Consider the following 19,534-nt stretch of genomic DNA (forward strand, 5'->3'; position numbering starts at 1 on the left):
CCCCTTTGACAAGCGCTGCGCCCGGGCGCAACCCCGACGGTCTAGAACTTCACCCGTTCGGATTTCGGATCGTAGAGCGGTTTGAGCGAGGCCCGCGCAGGCACCCGCGTGCCCGCTACGTCGATTTCATAGGTCGATGACAAAAGCTGATCGGCGGTTTCCCCCTTGCAGGGGACATAGCCCAACCCAACCGCGCCCCCGAGCGTGTGACCATAGGCACCCGAACTCAGGTGGCCGACGATCTGACCGTCCCTGAGGACGGGTTCGTTATGGTAGAGCAGCGGTTCGGGATCGGTCAGCAGGAATTGCACCAGTCGCCTGTCCAGCCCGGCCTCGCGCTTTGCCAGCACAGCATCACGGCCAATGAATTCGGGCTTGGTTGTCTTGACCGCGAATCCCAGCCCCGCCTCCAGGACGTGATCCTCGCAGGTGATGTCATGACCAAAGTGGCGAAACGCCTTTTCGGCCCGGCATGTGTCCATGACATGCATTCCGGCGAGGGTCAGGCCAAGGTCCTGCCCCGCCTGCCAGAGCGTGTCAAAGACATGGGTGGCCATGTCGGCGCTGACATAGACCTCCCAGCCCAGTTCACCGACGTATGAAACCCGGTGAACCCGCGCTTCGCCCATGCCGATCTCTATCCGCTGCGCGGTGCCGAACGGGTTCGCCGCGTTCGAGAAATCACCGGGAGAAACGGCCTGCATCAGGTCCCGGGCCCTCGGCCCCATGACGGCCAGCACCCCTTCCGCTGCGGTCACATCGGTGATGACGACGTTTCGGTCGCCGACGTGGCGGCGCAGCCAGGTCTCGTCGGCGCGGCGCGTGGCGGCGGGCGTGACCACCAGGTATGCGGTTTCCGACAGGCGGGTGACGGTGACATCCGCCTCGATCCCGCCCCTGGTGTTGAGAAACTGGGTGTAGGTGATCTTGCCCACCGGGGTCGACAGATCGGCCCCGCAGACAAGGTTCAGCAAGCTCTCGGCGTCGCGCCCCTCGACCCGCAGCTTGCCGAAAGAGGTCATGTCATACATGGCGACGTTTTCGCGGATGGCGCGGTGTTCCTCGGCAGCGTTGTCGAACCAGTTCTGGCGGCGCCAGGAATAGCGGTAGTCCGCCTCCTGTCCGGGGCGCGCGTACCAGTTGGCGCGCTCCCAGCCCGCCAGTTCGCCAAAGACGGCGCCACGCTCTGCCAGCCGGTCATGGAAGGGCGAACGGCGGATGCCGCGCGCGGTTTCCTTTTGCCGATAGGGATAGTGGTCGGCATACAGCAGCCCCAGCGTTTCGGAAACCCGCGATGCAAGGTAGCTGGTGTTGGTCTGGAACCCCTGCGCACGGGCGATGTCCACGTCGCCAAGATCGAACGGTTTCTCGCCATCGTTCATCCATTGCGCCAGCGCCATGCCCGCGCCACCCGCTGACTGGATCCCGATGGAGTTGAAGCCCGCCGCGACCCAGACGTTTTCGCGCCCCGGGCAGAGCCCCATGTAATAGGCGTTGTCGGGGGTAAAGCTTTCCGGCCCGTTGAAGAAGGTATGGATGCCCGCACTGCCAAGGATGGGCATGCGGTGAACCGCCTTTTCAAGGATCGGCTCGAAATGGTCGAAATCCTCGGGCAACTGGTCGAATTCGAAGTCCTGAGGTATGCCTTGCAGCGCCCAGGGTTTGGCGCCCGGCTCGAACGCGCCCAGCATCAGCTTGCCCGCGTCCTCCTTGTAATAGGCGCATTCGTCGGGAACGCGCAGGACGGGGAGTTGGGACAGGCCCTCGATCGGTTCGGACACGATGTAGAAATGCTCGCAGGCGTGCAGGGGGACGTCCGTGCCCAGCATGGTACCGACCTCGCGCCCCCACATACCGGCGCAGTTGACGACGTGTTCCGCCGCGATGCTGCCCGAGGTGCCATCCCCTGCCTGCCAGTGAACCTGCGTGATACGGCCGCCTTCGGCGGTGACGCCGGTGGCCTTGGTTCTCTCGGCGACCGTGGCGCCGCACTGGCGGGCGCCCTTGGCAAGCGCAAGCGCGATATTGGCAGGATCGCCCTGGCCGTCCTTGGGCAGGTAGACCCCGCCCAACACTCCATCCGTGTTGAGATGAGGATACTTGCCGGCGATCTCCTGCGTGTCGATCTCTTCGATCTCGACCCCGAAGGCACGGGCCATCGCGGCGGAGCGGCGCAGTTCCTCATGCCGTTCGGCGGTCAGGGCAGCCGTGATCGATCCCACGCGCCGGAACCCGGTGGCAATTCCCGTTTCCTCTTCAAGCCGGCCATAGAGTTCCTGACTGTATTTCGCGAGCCGGGTCATGTTGGCGCTGGCACGCAGCTGGGCAATGAGCCCAGCAGCGTGCCATGTGGTGCCCGACGTCAGCTGCTTGCGTTCCAGAAGGACCACATCGGTCCAGCCAAGTTTCGCCAGGTGATAGGCGACAGAACAGCCGATGACACCGCCGCCAATGATGACGACGCGGGCCTTGGTGGGAAGGGGCATGTCAGAACCTCATGGGGTTTCGGACGCTCGCGCGTCCGACCGGCGCGCCCTTCGGGCGCGGTTTGGAGTATTTTTGGAGAGAAGAAACATCAGACGATCTCATGCCCTGCAGCGCGCAGGCGGCGGGCAATCTCCGCGATATGGGCGGGGCGCGTTTCGCAACAGCCGCCCACGATGGTGGCGCCGCGTTCGACCCAGGCCATGACATGATCCGCGTAGGCCTCTGGACCCATGTCGCGGCGCGCAGAGAGGGCGGCGGCGGTACTTCCCCCGGCAACGTATTCCTTGGTCAGGGTGGTGAAGGCATTGGCATAGGCCCCAAAGGGCACCCCTGCGACGGACATCGCGTCGAGTGCCGCCGGCATTGCCTCTGGCGCAGAGCAATTGGCGAGCACCGCGTCGGCCTCGCCCGCGATCGACGCCGCCTCGGCCAAGGGCTCGCCCGAGCGCAGACTTGTGCCGTCCTCGTCGTCGACGGTGAAGGCCAGCCAGACCGGTCGATCGGTCTGCCGGCCCGCGGCAAGGCAGGCGCGGGCGGCGGAGAGCGAAGGGATGGTTTCGAACAGCAGCAGGTCGACGGAAGGCGCGAGGATCTTGGCCACCTCGGCATAAAGCGGGATGGCATCTGCCTGGTCCGGGTGCAGGTCGGCACGGTAGCTGGCGCCCAGCGGCCCGATGGAACCCGCAATGCGGCCGCGATCGCGGACCGCGCCGGCCTCGTCCAGGGCGGCACGATGCAGATCCGCGAACTTTGCTTCGAGGTCGAGCAGTTCGGTGCCGTCGGCGGCATAGTGGTTGGACGCCCCGCCCCGCAGCCTGTCGCGGTGGATGGCATAGGTGTTCGTCGTGGCCACGGTGGCGCCGGCGTCGGCATAGTCGCAGTGCACCTCCGCGACCAGCCCGGGACGATCCAGCATGACCTGCGTGGCCCAGAGCGGGCTGACCGGAGCGCCGTGGCGACGGAGCAGTTCCTGCCCCATGCCACCATCCAGCAATGTTACGCGGCTCATGCCTTTATCCTCTGGTTTTGTGGATCCCAGAGCGGCCCGTCCGGCTGGACCGTGGCACGGCACCTCTGTCCGAAGATGTCCACGGTCAGTTGCGTGCCCGGCACAGCCAGGTCGGCCCGTACCATGCCCAGTGCAATGGAGGCGCCGACACGGTATCCCCAACCGCCGGAGGTGGTCTCTCCGACGATTTCACCGTCATGCCAAAGGGTCGACATGTAAGGGGCATCCGCCTCACCCGCATCGACCTTCAGCGTGACAAAGCGTTTCTTCGGCCCAGCGGCCGCCTCGGCGGCCAGCGCGTCCTTGCCGGGGAAGTCCTGCGGCTTGTCGAACCTGACAAATCGGTCCAGCCCGGCCTCGACAAGGGAGTAGTCGGTGGAAAGATCGCCCTTCCAGGCACGATACCCCTTCTCCAGCCGCAAACTGTTGAGGGCGAACATGCCGAATGGCCTTGCCCCGGCCGCCAGCACGGCCTCGTACAGAGGCGGGATCTCTGCCGTTGCCGCATGGATCTCCCACCCAAGCTCACCGGCAAAGGACACGCGCGCCAGCCCGCAGGTGACACCGGCGACGACCGCCTCCTGCACCGACAGCCAGGGCAGCGCGAGGTCCGCGTCAGTGCCCAAAGCCTCGAACAGGGCGCGCGCCTTTGGCCCTGTGACGATCAGGGTCGAGACGTCGCGCGTGCGGTCGGTCACGGTGACCTCCGCCGGTTTGTCCGCCAGCAAGAGATCACGGTCGTGCCACTGCGCGGCGGCGGCGGTGATCAGCATGAAGTGATCGGCGCCATGTGCCATGACGCTCATCTCCGTCAGGATACGGCCCCGCGCATCGGGGAAATAGGCCAGGTTCATCCGCCCCGGCGACGGCAGCGTTCCGGCAATCCGCGACAGCAACCACTCTGCCGCGCCCGGCCCCTGCACGTCGAACCGCGAAAAGCCGGGCAGGTCCAGTACACCCACGCCATCGCGCACCGCCTCGCATTCTTCGCGCACGCGCGGCTCCCAGGGGCCGGCACGATCCCAGGTCTGGGTCCCGGCCTCGGAGGTATCGTCGTCCGGCCGGGCAAACCAGTTGGCCCGTTCCCAGCCGTTGTAGACCCCCATGACCCCCCCCAGCGCCTTGACCCGTTCATGCACCGGCGAGATCTTGCGATCCCGCGCGGCAGGCCAGGAGTGGTGCGGGAAGTGCATGGCATATTCGTGTCCGTAGACCTCCATCGCCTTGTCCACGCAATACTGCGGGTCCGTATAGTCGGTAAACCGGCGCGGGTCCGTGGCCCACATGTCCCATTCGGTCTGACCTTCGGTGACCCATTCGGCCAGCACCTTGCCGGCACCGCCCGCCTGCGTGATGCCAAAGGTAAAGACGCAGGCTTCGAAGGCATCGGGCACGCCGGGCATCGGACCCAGCAAGGGCAATCCGTCGGGCGAATAGGGGATGGGGCCGTTGATATTGCGCCCCACGCCCCCCTCACCCAACAAGGGCATGCGGGCCATTGCATCTTCAATGTACCATTCCAACCGTTCCAGGTCGTCGGGATACAGCTGGAAGGAGAAGTCCTGGGGCATGGGATCGTCGGGCGTGATCCAGTGCGCCTTGCAGTTCCGCTCGTAGGGGCCAAGGTTCAGGCCGAATTTCTCCTGCCGCAGGTAGTAGCTGCTGTCGACATCGCGCAGCAGGGGCAGCTTGCCGTTTTCCTGCGACCATTCCTTGATTGCCGGGATCTCCTCGGTCAGGAAATACTGGTGGCTCATGACGGCCATCGGAACAGTCCGGCCACCGAAGGGCTTGAACCACTCACCGACGCGCTGCGCGTAGTAGCCGGCGGCATTCACCACTTTCTCGCAGCGGATGTCGCCCTTGTCGGTGTGAACGATCCACTCGCCGTTTTCGCGGCTGACACCGGTCGCCGGGCAGAACCGCTCGATCCGCGCGCCGGCCATCCGCGCGCCCTTGGCAAGGGCCTGGGTCAGCTGCGCCGGGTCGATGTCGCCGTCATCGGGATCGAATAGCCCGCCGGCAAGGTCATGTGTCTCGAGGAACGGGTAACGCGCCTTCAGATCCGAAACCGCGAGCATTTCAAGGTTCATGCCCTGGTACTGCCCCATCGAGCGCGCCCGCTCGAACTCCATCATGCGTTCACGCGAATGGCCAAGGCGGATTGACCCGGTGACGTGGTAGTTCATCGGATAATCGACCTCTTCCGCGAGACGACGGTAAAGGTCCAGCGAATAGCGCTGCATGTTCATCACCGCCCACGACGTGCTGAACGAAGGGCAATTGCCCGCCGCGTGCCAGGTCGATCCGGCTGTCAGCTCGTTCTTTTCCAGCAGGACGCAGTCCCACCCGGCCCTGGCAATGTGATAGGCGCAAGAGGCGCCGACGGCCCCGCCGCCGATGATGACCACGCGGGCCTGTGACGGAAAATCGGACATGGTCCCCTCGTTCATTTCTGCGGAACGCCGTCCGCGATCTCGTAGTAGTCGCCTTTGTCGGCGGTGAAGATGTGTTTTTCCAGGCGCAGCCCGGTCGGCCGATCCAGGGCACCGAGGGCAAAGCTCATCGTGTCCTCGTCATGGGCATGCCAGAACAGGAAGCTGCCGCAGGTTGGGCAGAACCCGCGCTGTGCACCTGCCGAACTGTCGTACCAGCGCACGTTTCCCGAGATCCGCAGCGCCGCACGCGGGACATAGGCGGAGGCCCAGAGATGCCCCGACTGGCGCCGGCACTGGCCGCAGTGGCAGACGCTGACGCCCTTCGGCACGGCGTCGGTTTCAAAGGTGATGGCGCCACAGAGGCATTGCCCCCTTGTCATGATCTCGACTCCGATCCCGGAGAAGAGGCGCGCTGTGCCGCTTCTCCTTTGCAAAAATACTCCCGCCGGAGGCATCCGACCGCGCCACCGGCGCCCAGCCCCGGCATCAGTAGACCGGCGGCGCGATCACCCAGATCGCCACCGCAGCCTCGTCAAAGGGGTTTTCCCAGCGGAACGGTTCACCACGGATGCGAAAGCTGTCGCCGGGATGGATCGTGAAACGCGCGCCCCCGATCGTCAGCACCAGCTTTCCGGACACCAGGTAACCCAGTTCCTGCGTGGGCCGGGTCACCGTCTCGCCGATCTCGGAACGCGGTTCGAAAGTGGAATGCACCATCTCGAAATCATCGGTCAGGTCGGGTGAAAGCAGTTCCTCCACCAGCCCCGTCATGCGAGATCCGATCGGGCGGCGCGTGCCGTTCCGAACGATCCGGCCGGTCTCAGGCCCAGCCGCCGCCTCGTGCCGGGCCAGCGTGGACACAGAGACCTCCAACGCGCCGGCAAGATGGCGCAGGTCGGTGATCGAGGGGTCGGAAAGATCGCGTTCCACCTGGCTCAGCCAGCCGACGGAGCGGCCAAGCCGGTCGGCCAACTGCTGTAGGGTCAACCCACGCGTGCGCCGCAGCGCGCGCAGATCAGCGCCAAGCGACTTGGGCAGTGGAGAGGGATGCGACATCGTGTTTCCCGTGAAAAAATGACCTCGAATTTCACGATGCCCGAGTCGCGTGAAATCTCAAAGCATTTTTTCACGAGACTTAAAGTGCCTCGGGAAAGTGCGCGTCCGGAATGGTCCGTGGAATGCGCGCGAGCGGCGCCGGTCTCCCGGCACCTTTCCGGATCAGATCCGTTCGATGGCGATGGCCGTGCCCTCGCCGCCACCGATGCAGATTGCCGCCACGCCGCGTTTCGCCCCACGCTTTTCCAGCGCGTTCAGCAGCGTGACGATGATGCGCGCACCCGAAGCCCCGATGGGGTGGCCCAGCGCGCAGGCGCCTCCGTTCACGTTCACCACGTCGCGGGGCAGGCCCATTTCATGCATGAAGGCCATCGGAACCACGGCGAAGGCCTCGTTTACCTCCCAGAGGTCGACATCGCCGGTCTTCCAGCCGATCCGTTCCAACAGCTTGCGCGCGGCCGGAACGGGAGCCGTCGGGAACAGAGAGGGTGCCTGGGCATGCGAGGCATGACCGAGGATTCTGGCCCGCGGCGTCACCCCGGCTGCCACCGCGGCATCCAGGGTCGACAGCACCAGCGCCGCCGCGCCGTCCGAAATCGAGGAGGAATTGGCCGGGGTCACCGTGCCGTCCTTGCGGAAAGCAGGTTTCAGCATCGGGATCTTTTCGGGCCGGGCCTTGCCGGGCTGTTCGTCACGGGTGATGATTTCCTCGCCATGCCGCATGTGCAGGGTGACGGGCGTGATCTCGTCGTCGAAGGCGCCAGAGCGTTCCGCATCCAGTGCGTTGGACAACGAGGCCAGCGCATACTGGTCCTGTGCCTCGCGGGTGAACTGGAAGGCCTCGGCGCAATCTTCGGCAAAGGTGCCCATGAGGCGCCCTTTGTCATAGGCGTCTTCCAAACCGTCGAGGAACATGTGATCGACCACCTGTCCATGACCGATGCGGGCCCCGGCGCGCATCTTGGGCAGCATGTAGGGCGCCTGCGTCATCGACTCCATCCCGCCGGCAACGATGGTTGCGGCATGGCCCAACGCAAGCCGATCCCAGGCCATCATCGCGGCCTTCATGCCGGACCCGCACATCTTGTTCAGCGTGGTGGCCGGCACCTCTTCGCCAAGACCGGCGGCAAATCCCGCCTGGCGCGCGGGCGCCTGCCCCTGACCCGCCGGCAGGACGCAGCCCATCAGCAGTTCGTCGACAGCAGGCCGCCCTGCCTGCGACAGCGCCGCGCGGATCGCCGCACCGCCCAGCGTGCTGGCCGCCTGTTCGGCGAAAACCCCCTGAAAGCCGCCCATCGGCGTCCGCGACGCCCCGGTGATCACGACAGTTTCCATGCGAATGCCTCCCTTTCCCCTGATGTGCATACAGAAAGGTAAGGATTGCCGTCTAGGGTCCTCCCGATCCATGACTTTGGGGTACCGCATGAGACTTACCACAGATCACCGCGACTGCGTGGACATCATCACGGTCGACGCAGCCCGAATCGATGCCGCCGTGGCGATCCAGTTCAAGGACCGCATGCGCGAGATCCTGGGAACCGAAAAACCGCGCTATGTACTGGACCTGAGCCAGGTCGATTTCATCGATTCCAGCGGCCTCGGCGCAATAGTCGCGGCGATGAAACTGATGCCCAAAGGCGGCAAGCTGGAACTGGCCGGTTTGCGTCCCGCAGTGGACAAGGTGTTCCGCATGACCCGGATGGATTCGATCTTTGCCATCCATCCTTCCGCCGACTCCGCCGCAGGCGCTTGATCCCGGGCCGGAGCGACAGACCATGCAGGCGGAGCGGCTCGAGGACGGCGCATTCCTGGTTTGCTGCCGAATGGACAGCACGGCAGAGGATGTGCGCGTGACCCTGACAGGCATAAACGCGCTGTTGCAGGGCCAGGAGATGGCCCCGCCGCCGGACAGTAACTGGGAACTGGTGGTCGCCGAAGTCCTCAACAACATCGTCGAACATGCCTACGAGGATCGGGCCGGGGGTGACATCCTGCTGCGGCTGGTGTTCGCACCCGACAGGTTGTCGGTCGAATCTACCGATTTCGGCCTGCCCATGCCCAGCGGCACGCCGCCATCGGGCGCGCCGGCTGATCTGGACGTCCCGGTCGCGGATCTGCCGGAAGGCGGCTTTGGGTGGCTCCTGATCCGCTCACTGTCCGAGAACCTGGATTACCGCCACGACGGGGATAGCAACCGGCTCCGCCTGTCCATACCGCTGCGCTGAACCGCCCTGCGGCCCAATTGTCGCCGAATTGCCCAGCGCGTGCCCAAATACGGCCCGGATTCGCAACCATCCTGTTCCAGTAAGCTGCACAAGGCTTCCCTCGGCGTCGCGCGTTTTCAGCCCCCACCCAGTGCGCGGCGCCGAGGTTCAGTCCTCCCGATTGACGCCGCAAGACGCCACCGTATGCTCTGCCCGGCAACAAGGGAGCAGAGAGGCACATGCGCGATTTCCACAGACCCGGACGATCCCCCGTGCTGGCCCTGAACGGGCTCTGCGCGACGTCGCACCCGCTGGCCGCACAGGCTGCGGTCGACATCCTTCAGCGTGGCGGCAACGCGATGGATGCGGCCATCGCCGGCGCGGTCCTGCTGGGCGTCGCGGAACCGGCGATGACCGGGCTGGGCGGCGACTGTTTCGCGCTGGTCTCACCCGCAGGCGGGGACGAGGTGATCGCGGTCAACGGATCCGGCCGCGCGCCTGCGGCGGCAAATGCCACAGCCCTGCGCGCCGAGGGGCACCAGGCGGTGCCCGTGGCCAGCGCCCACGCCGTCACGATCCCGGGCGCGGTCGATGCCTTCTGCACCATGTCCGACCGCTGGGGTCGCCTGGGCCTGGCGGACAGCCTGGCGCCCGCGATCCGGGCAATGGACGACGGTGTGCCGGTAGCTCCGCGCGTCGCATTCGACTGGGACGAGGCAAACGACCGGCTGCAGGGCGCGGGCCGGACGCACTACCTTGATGGCGGCGCGGTGCCCGTGACCGGCGACATCTTTCGCCTGCCCGGCAATGCCGAGGTGCTGCGCCGAATCGCGACACAGGGGCGCGACGGCTTCTACGCCGGAGAGGTGGCCGAGGACATGTGCGCCGCGCTGAACGCCGCCGGTGGTGTTCATACCCTGGACGATTTCGCGGCAACCGCCTGCACAATCGGTGACCCGATTTCGGGGACGTACAAGGGCCGAGAACTCCTGGAACACCCGCCGAATGGCCAGGGCGTGACCGCACATCTGCTGCTGAACATCCTGTCGCATTTCGACCTGGCCTCGATGGACCCGTTCGGCGCCCAGCGCATCCACATCGAAGCCGAGGCCGCCAAACTGGCCTATGATGCGCGCAACCGTTTCCTGGCCGATGCAGACCACATGACGCGTCTGGACCACCTGCAAAGCCCGGAAACGGCAGCCAGGCTGGCAGAATTGATCGAACCCGGGCGGGCGATGGCCTCGGCCACGACCCTGTCCGAAGAGGTGCACCGCGAGACGATCTACATCACCGTGGTCGACCGCGACCGCATGGCCGTGTCGCTGATCTACTCGATCTTCAACAGCTTCGGCTCCGGGATCGCCTCGGAGAAATACGGCATCCTGTTCCAGAACCGCGGCGCGGGCTTTACCCTGGCCGAGGGGCACCCGAACGAAATGGCAGGCGGCAAGCGGCCGATGCACACGATCATCCCCGGGATGCTGGTCGAGGAGGGGCGCGTGGCCATGCCCTTTGGCGTCATGGGCGGACAGTACCAACCCAATGGCCATGCGCGCGTGCTGACCAACATGATCGATTTCGGCATGGACCCGCAGGCCGCCCTGGACGCCCCCCGCAGCTTTGCCGAGGGCAACAAGCTGCAGCTAGAACGGGGCCACGACGAAGCGGTCTTTGCCAAGCTGGCCGAGATGGGACACGACATCGAAGTGCCCAGCGCCCCGATCGGCGGTGCGCAGGCGATCCGCATCCATCAGAACGGGGTGCTGCAAGGAGCATCCGACCCGCGCAAGGACGGTTGCGCGATCGGCTATTGACGATATCGCACGGGACCCGGGATCAAGTCCGGGGTCCCGTGCCGCCTAGGCCATCAAACGGCTCAATAGGAGTATTCTGCGTATATGCGGCTGAGATCGCCGTTCCAGTCGCCATTGTACCGCGCCAGAAGTTCGTCGGACGGCACGCTGCCCGACTCGACGCTGTCCTTGAGCGCATTCAGGAAATGCGTTTCGTTCGGGACAAGACCGCCGGCACCGGGGCGCGCCCGCGCCACAAGGCCTGCCTCGGCGATGTTCAAAACCTCGCGCGCGAGGTCATGCATCCTGATATCGCCGACCTGGGCCTGCAACCCATCGCGGGTCGCCGCCAGCCGTAACGCCTCGCGCGTTTCCGCGTCCCAGCCCTTGGCGAGGTCCCAGGCCGCATCCAGCGCGGTCTGGTCATACATCAACCCGACCCAGAAGGCGGGCAGCGCGCAAAGCCGCCGCCACGGGCCGCCATCGGCGCCGCGCATCTCTATGTACTTCTTCATCCGCGCGTCCGGGAAGGCGGTGGTCAGGTGGTCGGCCCAATCGGACAGCGTCGGCACCTCGCCCGGCAAAGCCGGCAGCTTGCCCTCGAGGAAGTCGCGGAAGGACATGCCCAGCGCATCGACATAGACGCCGTCGCGATAGACGAAATACATCGGCACGTCCAAAGCGTATTCCACCCAGCGTTCGAACCCGAAGCCCTCATCGAAGACGAACGGCAACATACCGGTGCGGGAATCGTCCAGCGTCTCCCAGATCTGCATCCGCTTGGATTTCACGCCCACCGGCTTGCCCTCGAAGAAGGGCGAATTGGCGAAAAGCGCGGTGGCCACGGGTGACAGCGCCAGCGCCACGCGCATTTTTTGCACCATGTCCGCCTCTGACGCGAAGTCGAGGTTCACCTGCACGGTGCAGGTCCGGCGCATCATCTGTTTGCCGGTGGTGCCCACCTTGTCCATGTAGGCATCCATGAGCTTGTAGCGGCCCTTGGGCATGAGCGGCATTTCCTCATGCGTCCAGATCGGGGCGGCACCCAACCCGATGAAGCCCACGCCGATCTCGTCGGCGATGTCCTTGACCTGGGCCAGGTGCTCGTTCACCTCGTCACAGGTCTGGTGGATGGTCTCCAGAGGCGCGCCCGAGAGTTCCAGCGCCCCGCCCGGTTCGAGGCTGACGTTCGCGCCGTCCTTGGTCAGGCCGATGATATGGCCGCCTTCGGACACCGGATCCCAGCCGTGGCGGTCGCGCAGCCCTTCCAGCACCGCGCGGATCGAACGCTCGCCGTCATAGGGCAAGGGTTTGAGCGTGTCCTTGCAATAGCCGAACTTTTCATGCTCGGTGCCGATGCGCCATTGGTCCTTTGGCTTGCAGCCCGAGGCCAGATACTCTGCCAATTGTGCATGAGACGTGATCGGCCCGCCGCCGGATTGGGGAATGGACATGTGGGGGCTCCCGGTCTGCTCGCGGTTCTGAACTTATCCTGTTGTCGCCAATCGGCCAGAGTGTCAATGCAGCCTTCTGGCGGCATCGCGCACAGAAGACGCGCGCCAGATGACAACCTGGTGTGCCGCGCCCTCTTGCATCTGGCGCAACATGTGCTCTGTCCGGATGCCCGGAAGGGTGGCGAAGGCATCGAAAAGCTGGTCGGCGCCCTTGGCGGTCAGCGGAATTTCAAGACGCGGCTGGCCCGGCGCCATCAGCAGCCAGACCGGCGGTTCCGAGGTCGGGTCGAGACTGAGCGCCTCGAGCGCGTCGAGATCGACGATCCCGCCCGAGAGCGGACCGAAATAGCTGACGCGACGTTCGACCACCTGCACCACGCCGGGACCGCCACCGCCCCGGCGAAAACGCCCGCGCTGCACGCCGGTCACGGTCAGCGCGACCCCGATCAGCAGGACAAGATAGCCGATCCAGTGCAACAGCCCGCCGCCGGTGAAAAAGCCCCAATAGGCGCCCAGTGCCATGACGGCGAGGCCGATCAGCGCCTCTTGCCACTGGCGGATGGCGTTCATCGCCTCCGGGCGGATCATCGGGACTCTCCCAGCAGGGCGGCCTGTTCCAGCATGGCGATGCGATAACCGCCGACACGGGCAAAGCCGATGCGCTCATAGGTCTTCGCCGCCTCCGGCGATGCGGCAAACAAAATGGCGGTTGTGGCGCCCTGCCCCGCCATTTCGGCCAGCAACGCCCGCACCACCTGCCCGCCAAGCCCCTGGCCGCGCAGGTCCGTAGGCACGAAGACACCGCCGACCTGTACCGTCTGCCCGGCCTTGGCGTTGATCGCCGCCATTGCCACGGGAGTGCCGTCGCGCTCCAAAATACGGATACGAGGGGCGCCCACGGCCAGTTCGGCACGGCGTGCGGCGGCCGCGTGCAGGTTACCCGGCGGGGCTGTCTGCGTTTCCGTCATGTACCTTGCGAACCAGTCGGTCAGCACCGGCACATCCGCCTTGGCAGGCGGACGGATCGCGCTGCCAGAGCTCAGCCCGCGAATGTCCATGCGGTAAAGGGGTTCGACCCTGTTCAACCGCCACGCCTCTGGTGCGACGGGCAGCGCATCGACGATCACCTGTACCTGGTCCGCCTCGCCGGTCATGCCCTGCAGCGTGTACCCCTTCAGGAGGTGAGCATAGGTCTGCGCCTCTGTCGCGGTCAGGTCGGGCAACTGGCACATCAGGAAGCCGGCATTGGTACACCCGAAGACCCCGGTGATGCCATCTCCGGTCTCACGCAGGAAAAACGCGGTGCCATGCGGATGTGCGGTGTCCTCGGTGCCGTGCGCCTCGAGATTGCCCAGAAGGAACATCGACGTCTCGACATGCGCTTCGAGAAAGGCCGCCATCGGGACAGTGTCGGCGGGCGTGGCCTTGCGGATCATCGCCAGTCTCCCAGGGTGGTCTGCCAGAGGGTCAACGCCGCCACGGCGGCGGTGTCCGCACGCAGGATCCGCGGGCCGAGCGCCACTGCATGCGCAAAGGGCAGCGCGTGCAATCGGGCACGTTCGGCATCGGAGAACCCGCCCTCGGGACCGATGAGTATCGCCCATGAGGCACCGGTGCCCGGTAAGCGCGCATGTGCCCCGGCCTGCGCCTCGTCGCAGAACATCAGCTGTCGGTCCTCGGGCCAGTCGGCCAGAAGCCGGTCCAGCCGGTGCAGTTCGGTCACTTGCGGAACGAAGGTGGCGCCGCACTGCTCGGCCGCCTCGGTGGCATGTGCCTGCAGCCGGTCCTGCCGGATGCGTTCGGAATTCGTGAATTCCGTCTGGACAGGCACGATGCGGCGCGCGCCCATCTCGACCGATTTCTCGACGATGAAATCTGTGCGCGCCTTCTTGATCGGCGCGAACATCAGCCAGAGATCGGGCGGCATCGACTGCGGCCCAGTCCGGGCGCGACAGACCAGCGTGCCGCCACGCTTGCCGGCCTCGACGACCTCGGCGCGGTATTCGCCGTCCTGCCCGTTGAACAGGGCCACCTGCGCACCGGTCGTCAGCCGCATAACGCCAAATAGATAATGCGCCTGCTCCCGCGACAGGGTCACCTGTTGTTCCTCGGCCAAAGGGTGCTCTACAAAGAGCCGGATTTTCGGTGTCACCGTCATGGAGGGGACCATATGTCCGGGACGCATCAGAGACCAGAGGCCGAAGGACAGGTGCGCGACGCCGTGCATGGCAATTGGGTCGACACCTGGGCGCCGCAATGGACACGGCCCTACCTGCGACTAAGTCGCGCGGACCGGCCCATCGGCACCTGGCTGCTGTTGCTGCCCTGCTGGTGGGGGCTGCTGCTGTCGATGGTCAACAACGGGCAGGCCTACTGGTTCGACCTGTGGATCTTCGCGAGCTGCGGGATCGGCGCAGTGCTGATGCGCGGGGCCGGCTGCACCTGGAATGACATCACCGACCGCGGCATCGACGGATCGGTGGCGCGGACGGCCTCGCGTCCGATTCCCTCGGGCCAGGTGACCACGAAACAGGCCCTGGCTTGGGCGATCATCCAGTCGCTGGTGGCCTTCTGTATCCTCATCACCTTTCCGCCCGCGGCCATCGCGCTGGGGGTTCTGAGCCTGCTGCCCGTCGCGGTCTATCCCTTTGCCAAGCGGTTCACGTGGTGGCCGCAGATTTTCCTCGGCATCGCCTTCAACTGGGGCGCCCTGTTGGCCTGGACCGCCCATAGCGGGCGGTTGGAACTGCCGGCGGTGCTGCTGTATCTTGCCGGGATGGCCTGGACGCTGTTCTATGACACGATCTACGCCCACCAGGACAAGGAAGACGACGCGCTGATCGGGGTGAAATCCACCGCCCGCCTGTTTGGCGATGAAACCCCGAAATGGCTGCGCCGGTTCCTGGTTGCCAGTGTCGTGCTGATGGGCCTGGCCATCGTGGCCGCGGCCCCGGACGGCAACCTGCTGGCCCTGATCCTCATGATCGGCGGTCCCTGGGCGATGGGTTGGCACATGGTCTGGCAATTGCGGCGCCTGAAGATGGACGATCACGACCGGTTGCTGAGCCTGTTCCGGTCCAACCGCGACGCCGGGTTGCTGCCTGTGCTGTTTTTCGCCATCGCCCTGATCGCCTGATTGCACCACCCTCCGCGCTTGCGTATCAGTTCTGAAAAAACAAGGAAAACCCAGCGCCCATGCGCCTCTCCTCGTATTTCATCACTGGTGGCATTTTCGCTGCGGCGGGCTTGCTCAGCCTCGTGACTGCAAATTTTGCCGGAAACGCAGTGGAACGTGCCTCGCTCACCGGCGTCCTGAACGAACTGGACTCGGATGGTTTGACCTGGGCCGAGGTCGACACCGACGGCTTGCAGGTCTTCCTTTTCGGGACGGCCCCTGATGAGGCGGCCCGTTTCCAGGCTCTGAGCGCGGCAGGCCGCGTGGTGGATGCCAGCCGGGTGATCGACCAGATGCTGGTCGAAGAACCCGAGGACCTCGCCCCACCCAGTTTCTCGGTCGAGATCCTGCGCAATGATGCGGGAATTTCCGTCATCGGGCTTGTCCCGGCATCAACGGACCGCGACGCGCTGATCGAAGGATTTCGCAGGCTTGCGGGTGACGGTCAGGTGATGGACCTGCTGGAAACCGCCGATTTCCCGGCCCCCGAGGGCTGGGCCGACGCGCTGGGATTTGCCTCCGACGCGCTCAAGGACCTGCCCCGGTCCAAGATATCCGTTGCCGCCGACCAGGTGGCGATCAAGGCCATGACCGAAAGCCATGAGGCGCGTAGCCGACTGGAAACCGCGCTGACCCGTCGCAAGCCCGAGGATCTGGGCCTGGCGATGGATTTCTCGGCTCCGCGGCCGGTCATCTCTCCCTTTACCCTGCGCTTCGCCATCGACGAGGACGGAGCGCGCTTCGACGCCTGTTCCGCCGACACGGAGGCCGGGCGCGACCGGATCCTGCAGGCAGCGGCCAAGGCGGGCCTGGAAGGCAAGGCAACCTGCCGACTGGGCCTGGGTGTGCCCTCGCGCCGCTGGGCCGACGCGGTGGAAATCGGCATTGCCAAGCTGGCGGAACTGGGTGGCGGCACGCTGACCTTTTCCAATGCGGACGTGTCCCTTGTGGCACGCGAAGGCACCAACCAGGCCCTGTTCGACCGGGTTGTCGGCGAACTGGATGCGGCCCTGCCCGATCTCTTTGCCCTGACCGCCGACCTGCCCAAACCGCCCGAGGCGGAACCCGAGGGAACCCCGGATTTCGTCGCCACGCTCAGCCCCGAAGGCGCGGTGCAACTGCGCGGAAGGCTGGGCACGGAGCAGGCCCGCGCCACGGCGGACAGCTTTGCCCGGGCACTTTTCAGCTCCGAGGCGGTCTACACGGCGGCCCGTGTCACAGAGGGCGTGCCCGGCGACTGGACGGTGCGGGTTCTGGCCGGTCTGGACGCGCTGGCGCTGTTGTCGCATGGCGCGGTCACGGTGACGCCCGACCTTGTGACCGTCACCGGCAAGACCGGCAACACCGAGGCCAGCGCCCAGATCGCCGACCTGCTGGTGGCCCAGCTGGGCGAGGCCGCGGCCTTCGAGATCGACGTGGAATATGTCGAGGCGCTGGATCCGGTTGCCGGCCTGCCCACGCCCGAGGAATGCGAGGCGATGATCGTCGAGATCATCGGCGACCGGAAGATCACCTTCGAACCCGGCTCTGCCCGGCTGGATGCCTCGGCCGAGGACATCATGGACGAACTGGCAGACCTGCTGAAGCAATGTGGCGACATCGCGCTGGAAATCGGTGGTCACACCGACAGCCAGGGGCGCGAGATCATGAACCAGGAACTGAGCCGCGACCGCGCCCAGGCGGTTCTGGATGCCCTGCGCGCGCGGCGGGTCCCGACGCGATCCTACACCGCCAAGGGCTATGGCGAGACCGTTCCGATTGCCGACAACGGCACCGAAGAGGGCCGCGAGGCGAACCGCCGGATCGAATTCAAGCTCTTGAAACCCGAACCGGAAGAGGGCGAAGAAGGTGCGGAACCGGGCGATTCGGACCCGGCAGCAAATGCAGATCCTGTGGTGGCAGACGCCGATCCGGAAACGGTGGACGCCGCCCCCGTAATCGAACCCGGTGCACCGGCAGAGGCGCAACCGGATCCGGAACTGGGCAGGATCAGGCCGCCAAAGGGCAGAGGAACTGGGGATGAATAGGACCGAATTCATCGTGACGACCGCAGCGATCCTCTTCGTTGCCTTCCTGCTGGGCTGGTTCGCCCATTGGCTGGTGCATCGGTTCAAGCGCGTCAGTCAGGCCGACATGGACCAGCTGGAAAAGATGAGCCAGGAATTGCACGAGGCCGAGGAAACCCGTGACCAGGCCATAACCTACCTGCAACAGCGCGAGGCCGAGCTGACCAACCAGCTGGCGCAGGCGGAGGCCGAACTTTCGGCTGCAATGGAAGGGCTGCGCGAGGCGCGCTCGGACGCCGAAGAAATGCGCGCCCATGTCGAGCGGATGAACCAGCAGGCCTGACAAGGGCCGGAGCGCCCCGGCCCTTTCCAGAGCGGTCGGTATATGGGATGAGCGGGTCGACAATCGCGCGACGAGGACCCGCCGACATGACCCAGATCATCACCGCCCTTTCCGAAATCTCCGATCGTTACGACGCGCTCTTCGTCGACCTCTGGGGCTGCGTGCACAACGGCGTGCAGGCGATCCCCTCGGCCGTCGAGGCGTTGCAGGGCTATCGCCAGCGCGGCGGCTGCGTGATCCTCGTGACCAACGCGCCCCGCTCTCGCCACGAGGTTGCCAAGCAGCTGGACCGCTTCGGCGTGCCGCAGGACGCCTGGGACGATATCGCCACCTCGGGTGACAGCGCCCGCGCCGCGATGTTCCGCGGCGCAGTGGGGCGCAAGGTCTGGTTCATGGGACAGGCCTTTGACCATTCCTTTTTCGAACCGCTCAAGATCATCGAGGACCCGGTCGAGATCGAGCGGGTCGAACTGGAGGAGGCCGAGGGCATCATCTGCTGCGGTCCCTTCGACCCCCACGCCGACCCCGAGGTGAACCGCCCGGAATTCCTCTATGCCAAGCAGAAGGGCATCAAGCTGCTCTGCGCCAACCCCGACATCGTCGTCGATCGGGGCGAGCGGCGCGAATGGTGCGCCGGCGCGCTTGCGAAACTTTATACCGAGATGGGCGGAGAGAGCCTGTATTTCGGCAAGCCGCATCCGCCGATCTATGACCTTGCCCGCCGCCGTCTTGCCGAACACCGCAAGGGGGTGCAAGACGCGGGCATCCTGGCCATCGGCGACGGTGCGCACACCGACATCGACGGTGCGATGGGCGAGGATATCGATTCCCTCTTCATCAGCGGCGGATTGGCGCGGGCAGAGACCAAAACGACGCAACAACCCGACCCTGACGCGCTAAAAGCCTATACCGAAAAGGAAATGATCAATCCCAGCTTTACCATTGGCACCCTCCGCTGAGGCAGATTTTGCTTGCCTTTGCTGCAACCGCAAAGTAATAAAATTACCGAAAGCGCGGACATGTCGCGCATTTATTACCGCACGTTTTGCACATGGAGGGCCGGATGTTGGACAATATGCCCCGCGGCACGATCTGCATCGAAGACATCGAAATGGGGATGACCCGCTACCTGCGCAAACAGGTGACGGACCAGGACATCGAGATGTTCGCCGAGGTCTCGACCGACCGGAACCCGGTGCACCTGGATGATGACTATGCCCAGGACACGATCTTCGAGGGGCGGATCGCCCACGGGATGCTGACGGCTGGCCTGATCTCTGCCGTCATCGGCGAGCAACTCCCCGGTCACGGCACGGTCTACATGGGTCAGACGCTGAAATTCCTTGGGCCCGTGCGCCCCGGCGACATGGTCTATGCCGAGGTCAAGGTGGTCGACATCGACCACGCCAAGCGCCGCGTGACACTGGAAACCCATTGCTCGGTCGATGGCAAGAAGGTGTTGATCGGCGAGGCCAAGGTTCTGGCGCCCTCGCGCAAGTTCGACTGATCAAGCGGCCTGCGAACCAACAGAACGCGCCTTGAGCCCCCTGCGTGGGGGGGGGGGGG

18 protein-coding genes are annotated in these 19,534 nt (G+C 65.4%); 8 read left to right on the forward strand and 10 right to left on the reverse strand.

All coding sequences use genetic code 11. The features are described from left to right. Positions 1 to 41: 41 nt before the first annotated feature. From RBB42_RS22305 to RBB42_RS22330, 6 genes are all read right to left on the reverse strand, one after another. Positions 42 to 2,486 (reverse strand): GcvT family protein, encoded by a 2,445-nt coding sequence (locus RBB42_RS22305; RefSeq protein WP_305968731.1) that lies wholly within the window; start codon positions 2,484 to 2,486, stop codon positions 42 to 44. Positions 2,487 to 2,575: 89 nt separating this feature from the next. Continuing rightward, positions 2,576 to 3,496 carry a homocysteine S-methyltransferase family protein gene (locus RBB42_RS22310; RefSeq protein WP_305968730.1) on the reverse strand — a complete coding sequence of 307 codons (921 nt, stop codon included), beginning with the start codon at positions 3,494 to 3,496 and terminating at the stop codon, positions 2,576 to 2,578. Continuing rightward, complete coding sequence (locus RBB42_RS22315) at positions 3,493 to 5,934, reverse strand: GcvT family protein (protein ID WP_305968729.1); 2,442 nt, start codon at positions 5,932 to 5,934, stop codon at positions 3,493 to 3,495. The genes RBB42_RS22310 and RBB42_RS22315 overlap by 4 nt, the downstream gene beginning before the upstream one ends. Before the next feature lie 11 nt (positions 5,935 to 5,945). Continuing rightward, entirely contained in the window at positions 5,946 to 6,314 is a 369-nt protein-coding gene (locus RBB42_RS22320) for a GFA family protein (RefSeq protein ID WP_305968728.1), read from the reverse strand. 106 nt (positions 6,315 to 6,420) lie between these two features. Next, positions 6,421 to 6,990 (reverse strand): helix-turn-helix domain-containing protein, encoded by a 570-nt coding sequence (locus tag RBB42_RS22325; protein ID WP_305968727.1) that lies wholly within the window; start codon positions 6,988 to 6,990, stop codon positions 6,421 to 6,423. Positions 6,991 to 7,152: 162 nt separating this feature from the next. Further along, complete coding sequence (locus RBB42_RS22330) at positions 7,153 to 8,325, reverse strand: acetyl-CoA C-acyltransferase (protein WP_305968726.1); 1,173 nt, start codon at positions 8,323 to 8,325, stop codon at positions 7,153 to 7,155. An 88-nt stretch (positions 8,326 to 8,413) separates the two neighbouring features. On the opposite strand from RBB42_RS22330, the gene RBB42_RS22335 reads away from it, so the two are divergent. From RBB42_RS22335 to RBB42_RS22345, 3 genes are all read left to right on the forward strand, one after another. After that, positions 8,414 to 8,743, forward strand: coding sequence for an STAS domain-containing protein (locus RBB42_RS22335; RefSeq protein WP_305968725.1), 330 nt, complete (start codon positions 8,414 to 8,416; stop codon positions 8,741 to 8,743). Between the two features lie 70 nt (positions 8,744 to 8,813). Then, positions 8,814 to 9,215 carry an ATP-binding protein gene (locus RBB42_RS22340; protein WP_305968724.1) on the forward strand — a complete coding sequence of 134 codons (402 nt, stop codon included), beginning with the start codon at positions 8,814 to 8,816 and terminating at the stop codon, positions 9,213 to 9,215. Between the two features lie 218 nt (positions 9,216 to 9,433). Then, entirely contained in the window at positions 9,434 to 11,011 is a 1,578-nt protein-coding gene (locus RBB42_RS22345) for a gamma-glutamyltransferase family protein (protein WP_306043832.1), read from the forward strand. A gap of 62 nt (positions 11,012 to 11,073) precedes the next feature. Here RBB42_RS22345 and RBB42_RS22350 read toward each other — a convergent pair whose 3' ends face one another. The 4 genes from RBB42_RS22350 to RBB42_RS22365 all read right to left on the reverse strand — a co-directional run bounded on the left by RBB42_RS22350 (position 11,074) and on the right by RBB42_RS22365 (position 14,596). Next, positions 11,074 to 12,444: a glutamate--cysteine ligase gene (locus RBB42_RS22350; RefSeq protein WP_305968722.1), complete on the reverse strand. Its 1,371-nt coding sequence runs from the start codon at positions 12,442 to 12,444 to the stop codon at positions 11,074 to 11,076. Positions 12,445 to 12,507: 63 nt separating this feature from the next. Beyond that, positions 12,508 to 13,032, reverse strand: coding sequence for a hypothetical protein (locus tag RBB42_RS22355; protein WP_305968721.1), 525 nt, complete (start codon positions 13,030 to 13,032; stop codon positions 12,508 to 12,510). Next, positions 13,029 to 13,880, reverse strand: coding sequence for a GNAT family N-acetyltransferase (locus tag RBB42_RS22360; protein WP_305968720.1), 852 nt, complete (start codon positions 13,878 to 13,880; stop codon positions 13,029 to 13,031). The genes RBB42_RS22355 and RBB42_RS22360 overlap by 4 nt, the downstream gene beginning before the upstream one ends. Then, positions 13,877 to 14,596, reverse strand: coding sequence for a 16S rRNA (uracil(1498)-N(3))-methyltransferase (locus tag RBB42_RS22365; protein WP_305968916.1), 720 nt, complete (start codon positions 14,594 to 14,596; stop codon positions 13,877 to 13,879). Before RBB42_RS22365 ends, RBB42_RS22360 begins: the two co-directional genes overlap by 4 nt. A gap of 18 nt (positions 14,597 to 14,614) precedes the next feature. Between RBB42_RS22365 and ubiA the strand changes: the two genes are divergently transcribed. From ubiA to RBB42_RS22390, 5 genes are all read left to right on the forward strand, one after another. Then, positions 14,615 to 15,580 (forward strand): 4-hydroxybenzoate octaprenyltransferase, encoded by a 966-nt coding sequence (gene ubiA / locus RBB42_RS22370; protein ID WP_305968719.1) that lies wholly within the window; start codon positions 14,615 to 14,617, stop codon positions 15,578 to 15,580. A gap of 59 nt (positions 15,581 to 15,639) precedes the next feature. Continuing rightward, positions 15,640 to 17,646 carry an OmpA family protein gene (locus tag RBB42_RS22375; RefSeq protein ID WP_305968718.1) on the forward strand — a complete coding sequence of 669 codons (2,007 nt, stop codon included), beginning with the start codon at positions 15,640 to 15,642 and terminating at the stop codon, positions 17,644 to 17,646. Next, positions 17,639 to 17,968: a hypothetical protein gene (locus tag RBB42_RS22380; RefSeq protein ID WP_305968717.1), complete on the forward strand. Its 330-nt coding sequence runs from the start codon at positions 17,639 to 17,641 to the stop codon at positions 17,966 to 17,968. Before RBB42_RS22375 ends, RBB42_RS22380 begins: the two co-directional genes overlap by 8 nt. 86 nt (positions 17,969 to 18,054) lie before the next feature. Then, complete coding sequence (locus RBB42_RS22385) at positions 18,055 to 18,927, forward strand: TIGR01459 family HAD-type hydrolase (protein ID WP_305968716.1); 873 nt, start codon at positions 18,055 to 18,057, stop codon at positions 18,925 to 18,927. Between the two features lie 104 nt (positions 18,928 to 19,031). Beyond that, positions 19,032 to 19,475, forward strand: a complete 444-nt coding sequence (locus tag RBB42_RS22390) for a MaoC family dehydratase (RefSeq protein WP_305968715.1) — start codon at positions 19,032 to 19,034, stop codon at positions 19,473 to 19,475. Positions 19,476 to 19,534 lie beyond the last annotated feature (59 nt).

Source organism: Mameliella sp. MMSF_3455 (assembly GCF_030733205.1).
GTDB lineage: Bacteria > Pseudomonadota > Alphaproteobacteria > Rhodobacterales > Rhodobacteraceae > Antarctobacter.

Coding starts and splice junctions, on each gene's coding strand:
- RBB42_RS22305 (WP_305968731.1), bottom strand. CDS start 2,486: ATGCCCCTTCCCACCAAGGCCCGCGTCGTCATCATTGGCGGCGGTGTC.
- RBB42_RS22310 (WP_305968730.1), bottom strand. CDS start 3,496: ATGAGCCGCGTAACATTGCTGGATGGTGGCATGGGGCAGGAACTGCTC.
- RBB42_RS22315 (WP_305968729.1), bottom strand. CDS start 5,934: ATGTCCGATTTTCCGTCACAGGCCCGCGTGGTCATCATCGGCGGCGGG.
- RBB42_RS22320 (WP_305968728.1), bottom strand. CDS start 6,314: ATGACAAGGGGGCAATGCCTCTGTGGCGCCATCACCTTTGAAACCGAC.
- RBB42_RS22325 (WP_305968727.1), bottom strand. CDS start 6,990: ATGTCGCATCCCTCTCCACTGCCCAAGTCGCTTGGCGCTGATCTGCGC.
- RBB42_RS22330 (WP_305968726.1), bottom strand. CDS start 8,325: ATGGAAACTGTCGTGATCACCGGGGCGTCGCGGACGCCGATGGGCGGC.
- RBB42_RS22335 (WP_305968725.1), top strand. CDS start 8,414: ATGAGACTTACCACAGATCACCGCGACTGCGTGGACATCATCACGGTC.
- RBB42_RS22340 (WP_305968724.1), top strand. CDS start 8,814: ATGGACAGCACGGCAGAGGATGTGCGCGTGACCCTGACAGGCATAAAC.
- RBB42_RS22345 (WP_306043832.1), top strand. CDS start 9,434: ATGCGCGATTTCCACAGACCCGGACGATCCCCCGTGCTGGCCCTGAAC.
- RBB42_RS22350 (WP_305968722.1), bottom strand. CDS start 12,444: ATGTCCATTCCCCAATCCGGCGGCGGGCCGATCACGTCTCATGCACAA.
- RBB42_RS22355 (WP_305968721.1), bottom strand. CDS start 13,032: ATGATCCGCCCGGAGGCGATGAACGCCATCCGCCAGTGGCAAGAGGCG.
- RBB42_RS22360 (WP_305968720.1), bottom strand. CDS start 13,880: ATGATCCGCAAGGCCACGCCCGCCGACACTGTCCCGATGGCGGCCTTT.
- ubiA (WP_305968719.1), top strand. CDS start 14,615: ATGTCCGGGACGCATCAGAGACCAGAGGCCGAAGGACAGGTGCGCGAC.
- RBB42_RS22375 (WP_305968718.1), top strand. CDS start 15,640: ATGCGCCTCTCCTCGTATTTCATCACTGGTGGCATTTTCGCTGCGGCG.
- RBB42_RS22380 (WP_305968717.1), top strand. CDS start 17,639: ATGAATAGGACCGAATTCATCGTGACGACCGCAGCGATCCTCTTCGTT.
- RBB42_RS22385 (WP_305968716.1), top strand. CDS start 18,055: ATGACCCAGATCATCACCGCCCTTTCCGAAATCTCCGATCGTTACGAC.
- RBB42_RS22390 (WP_305968715.1), top strand. CDS start 19,032: ATGTTGGACAATATGCCCCGCGGCACGATCTGCATCGAAGACATCGAA.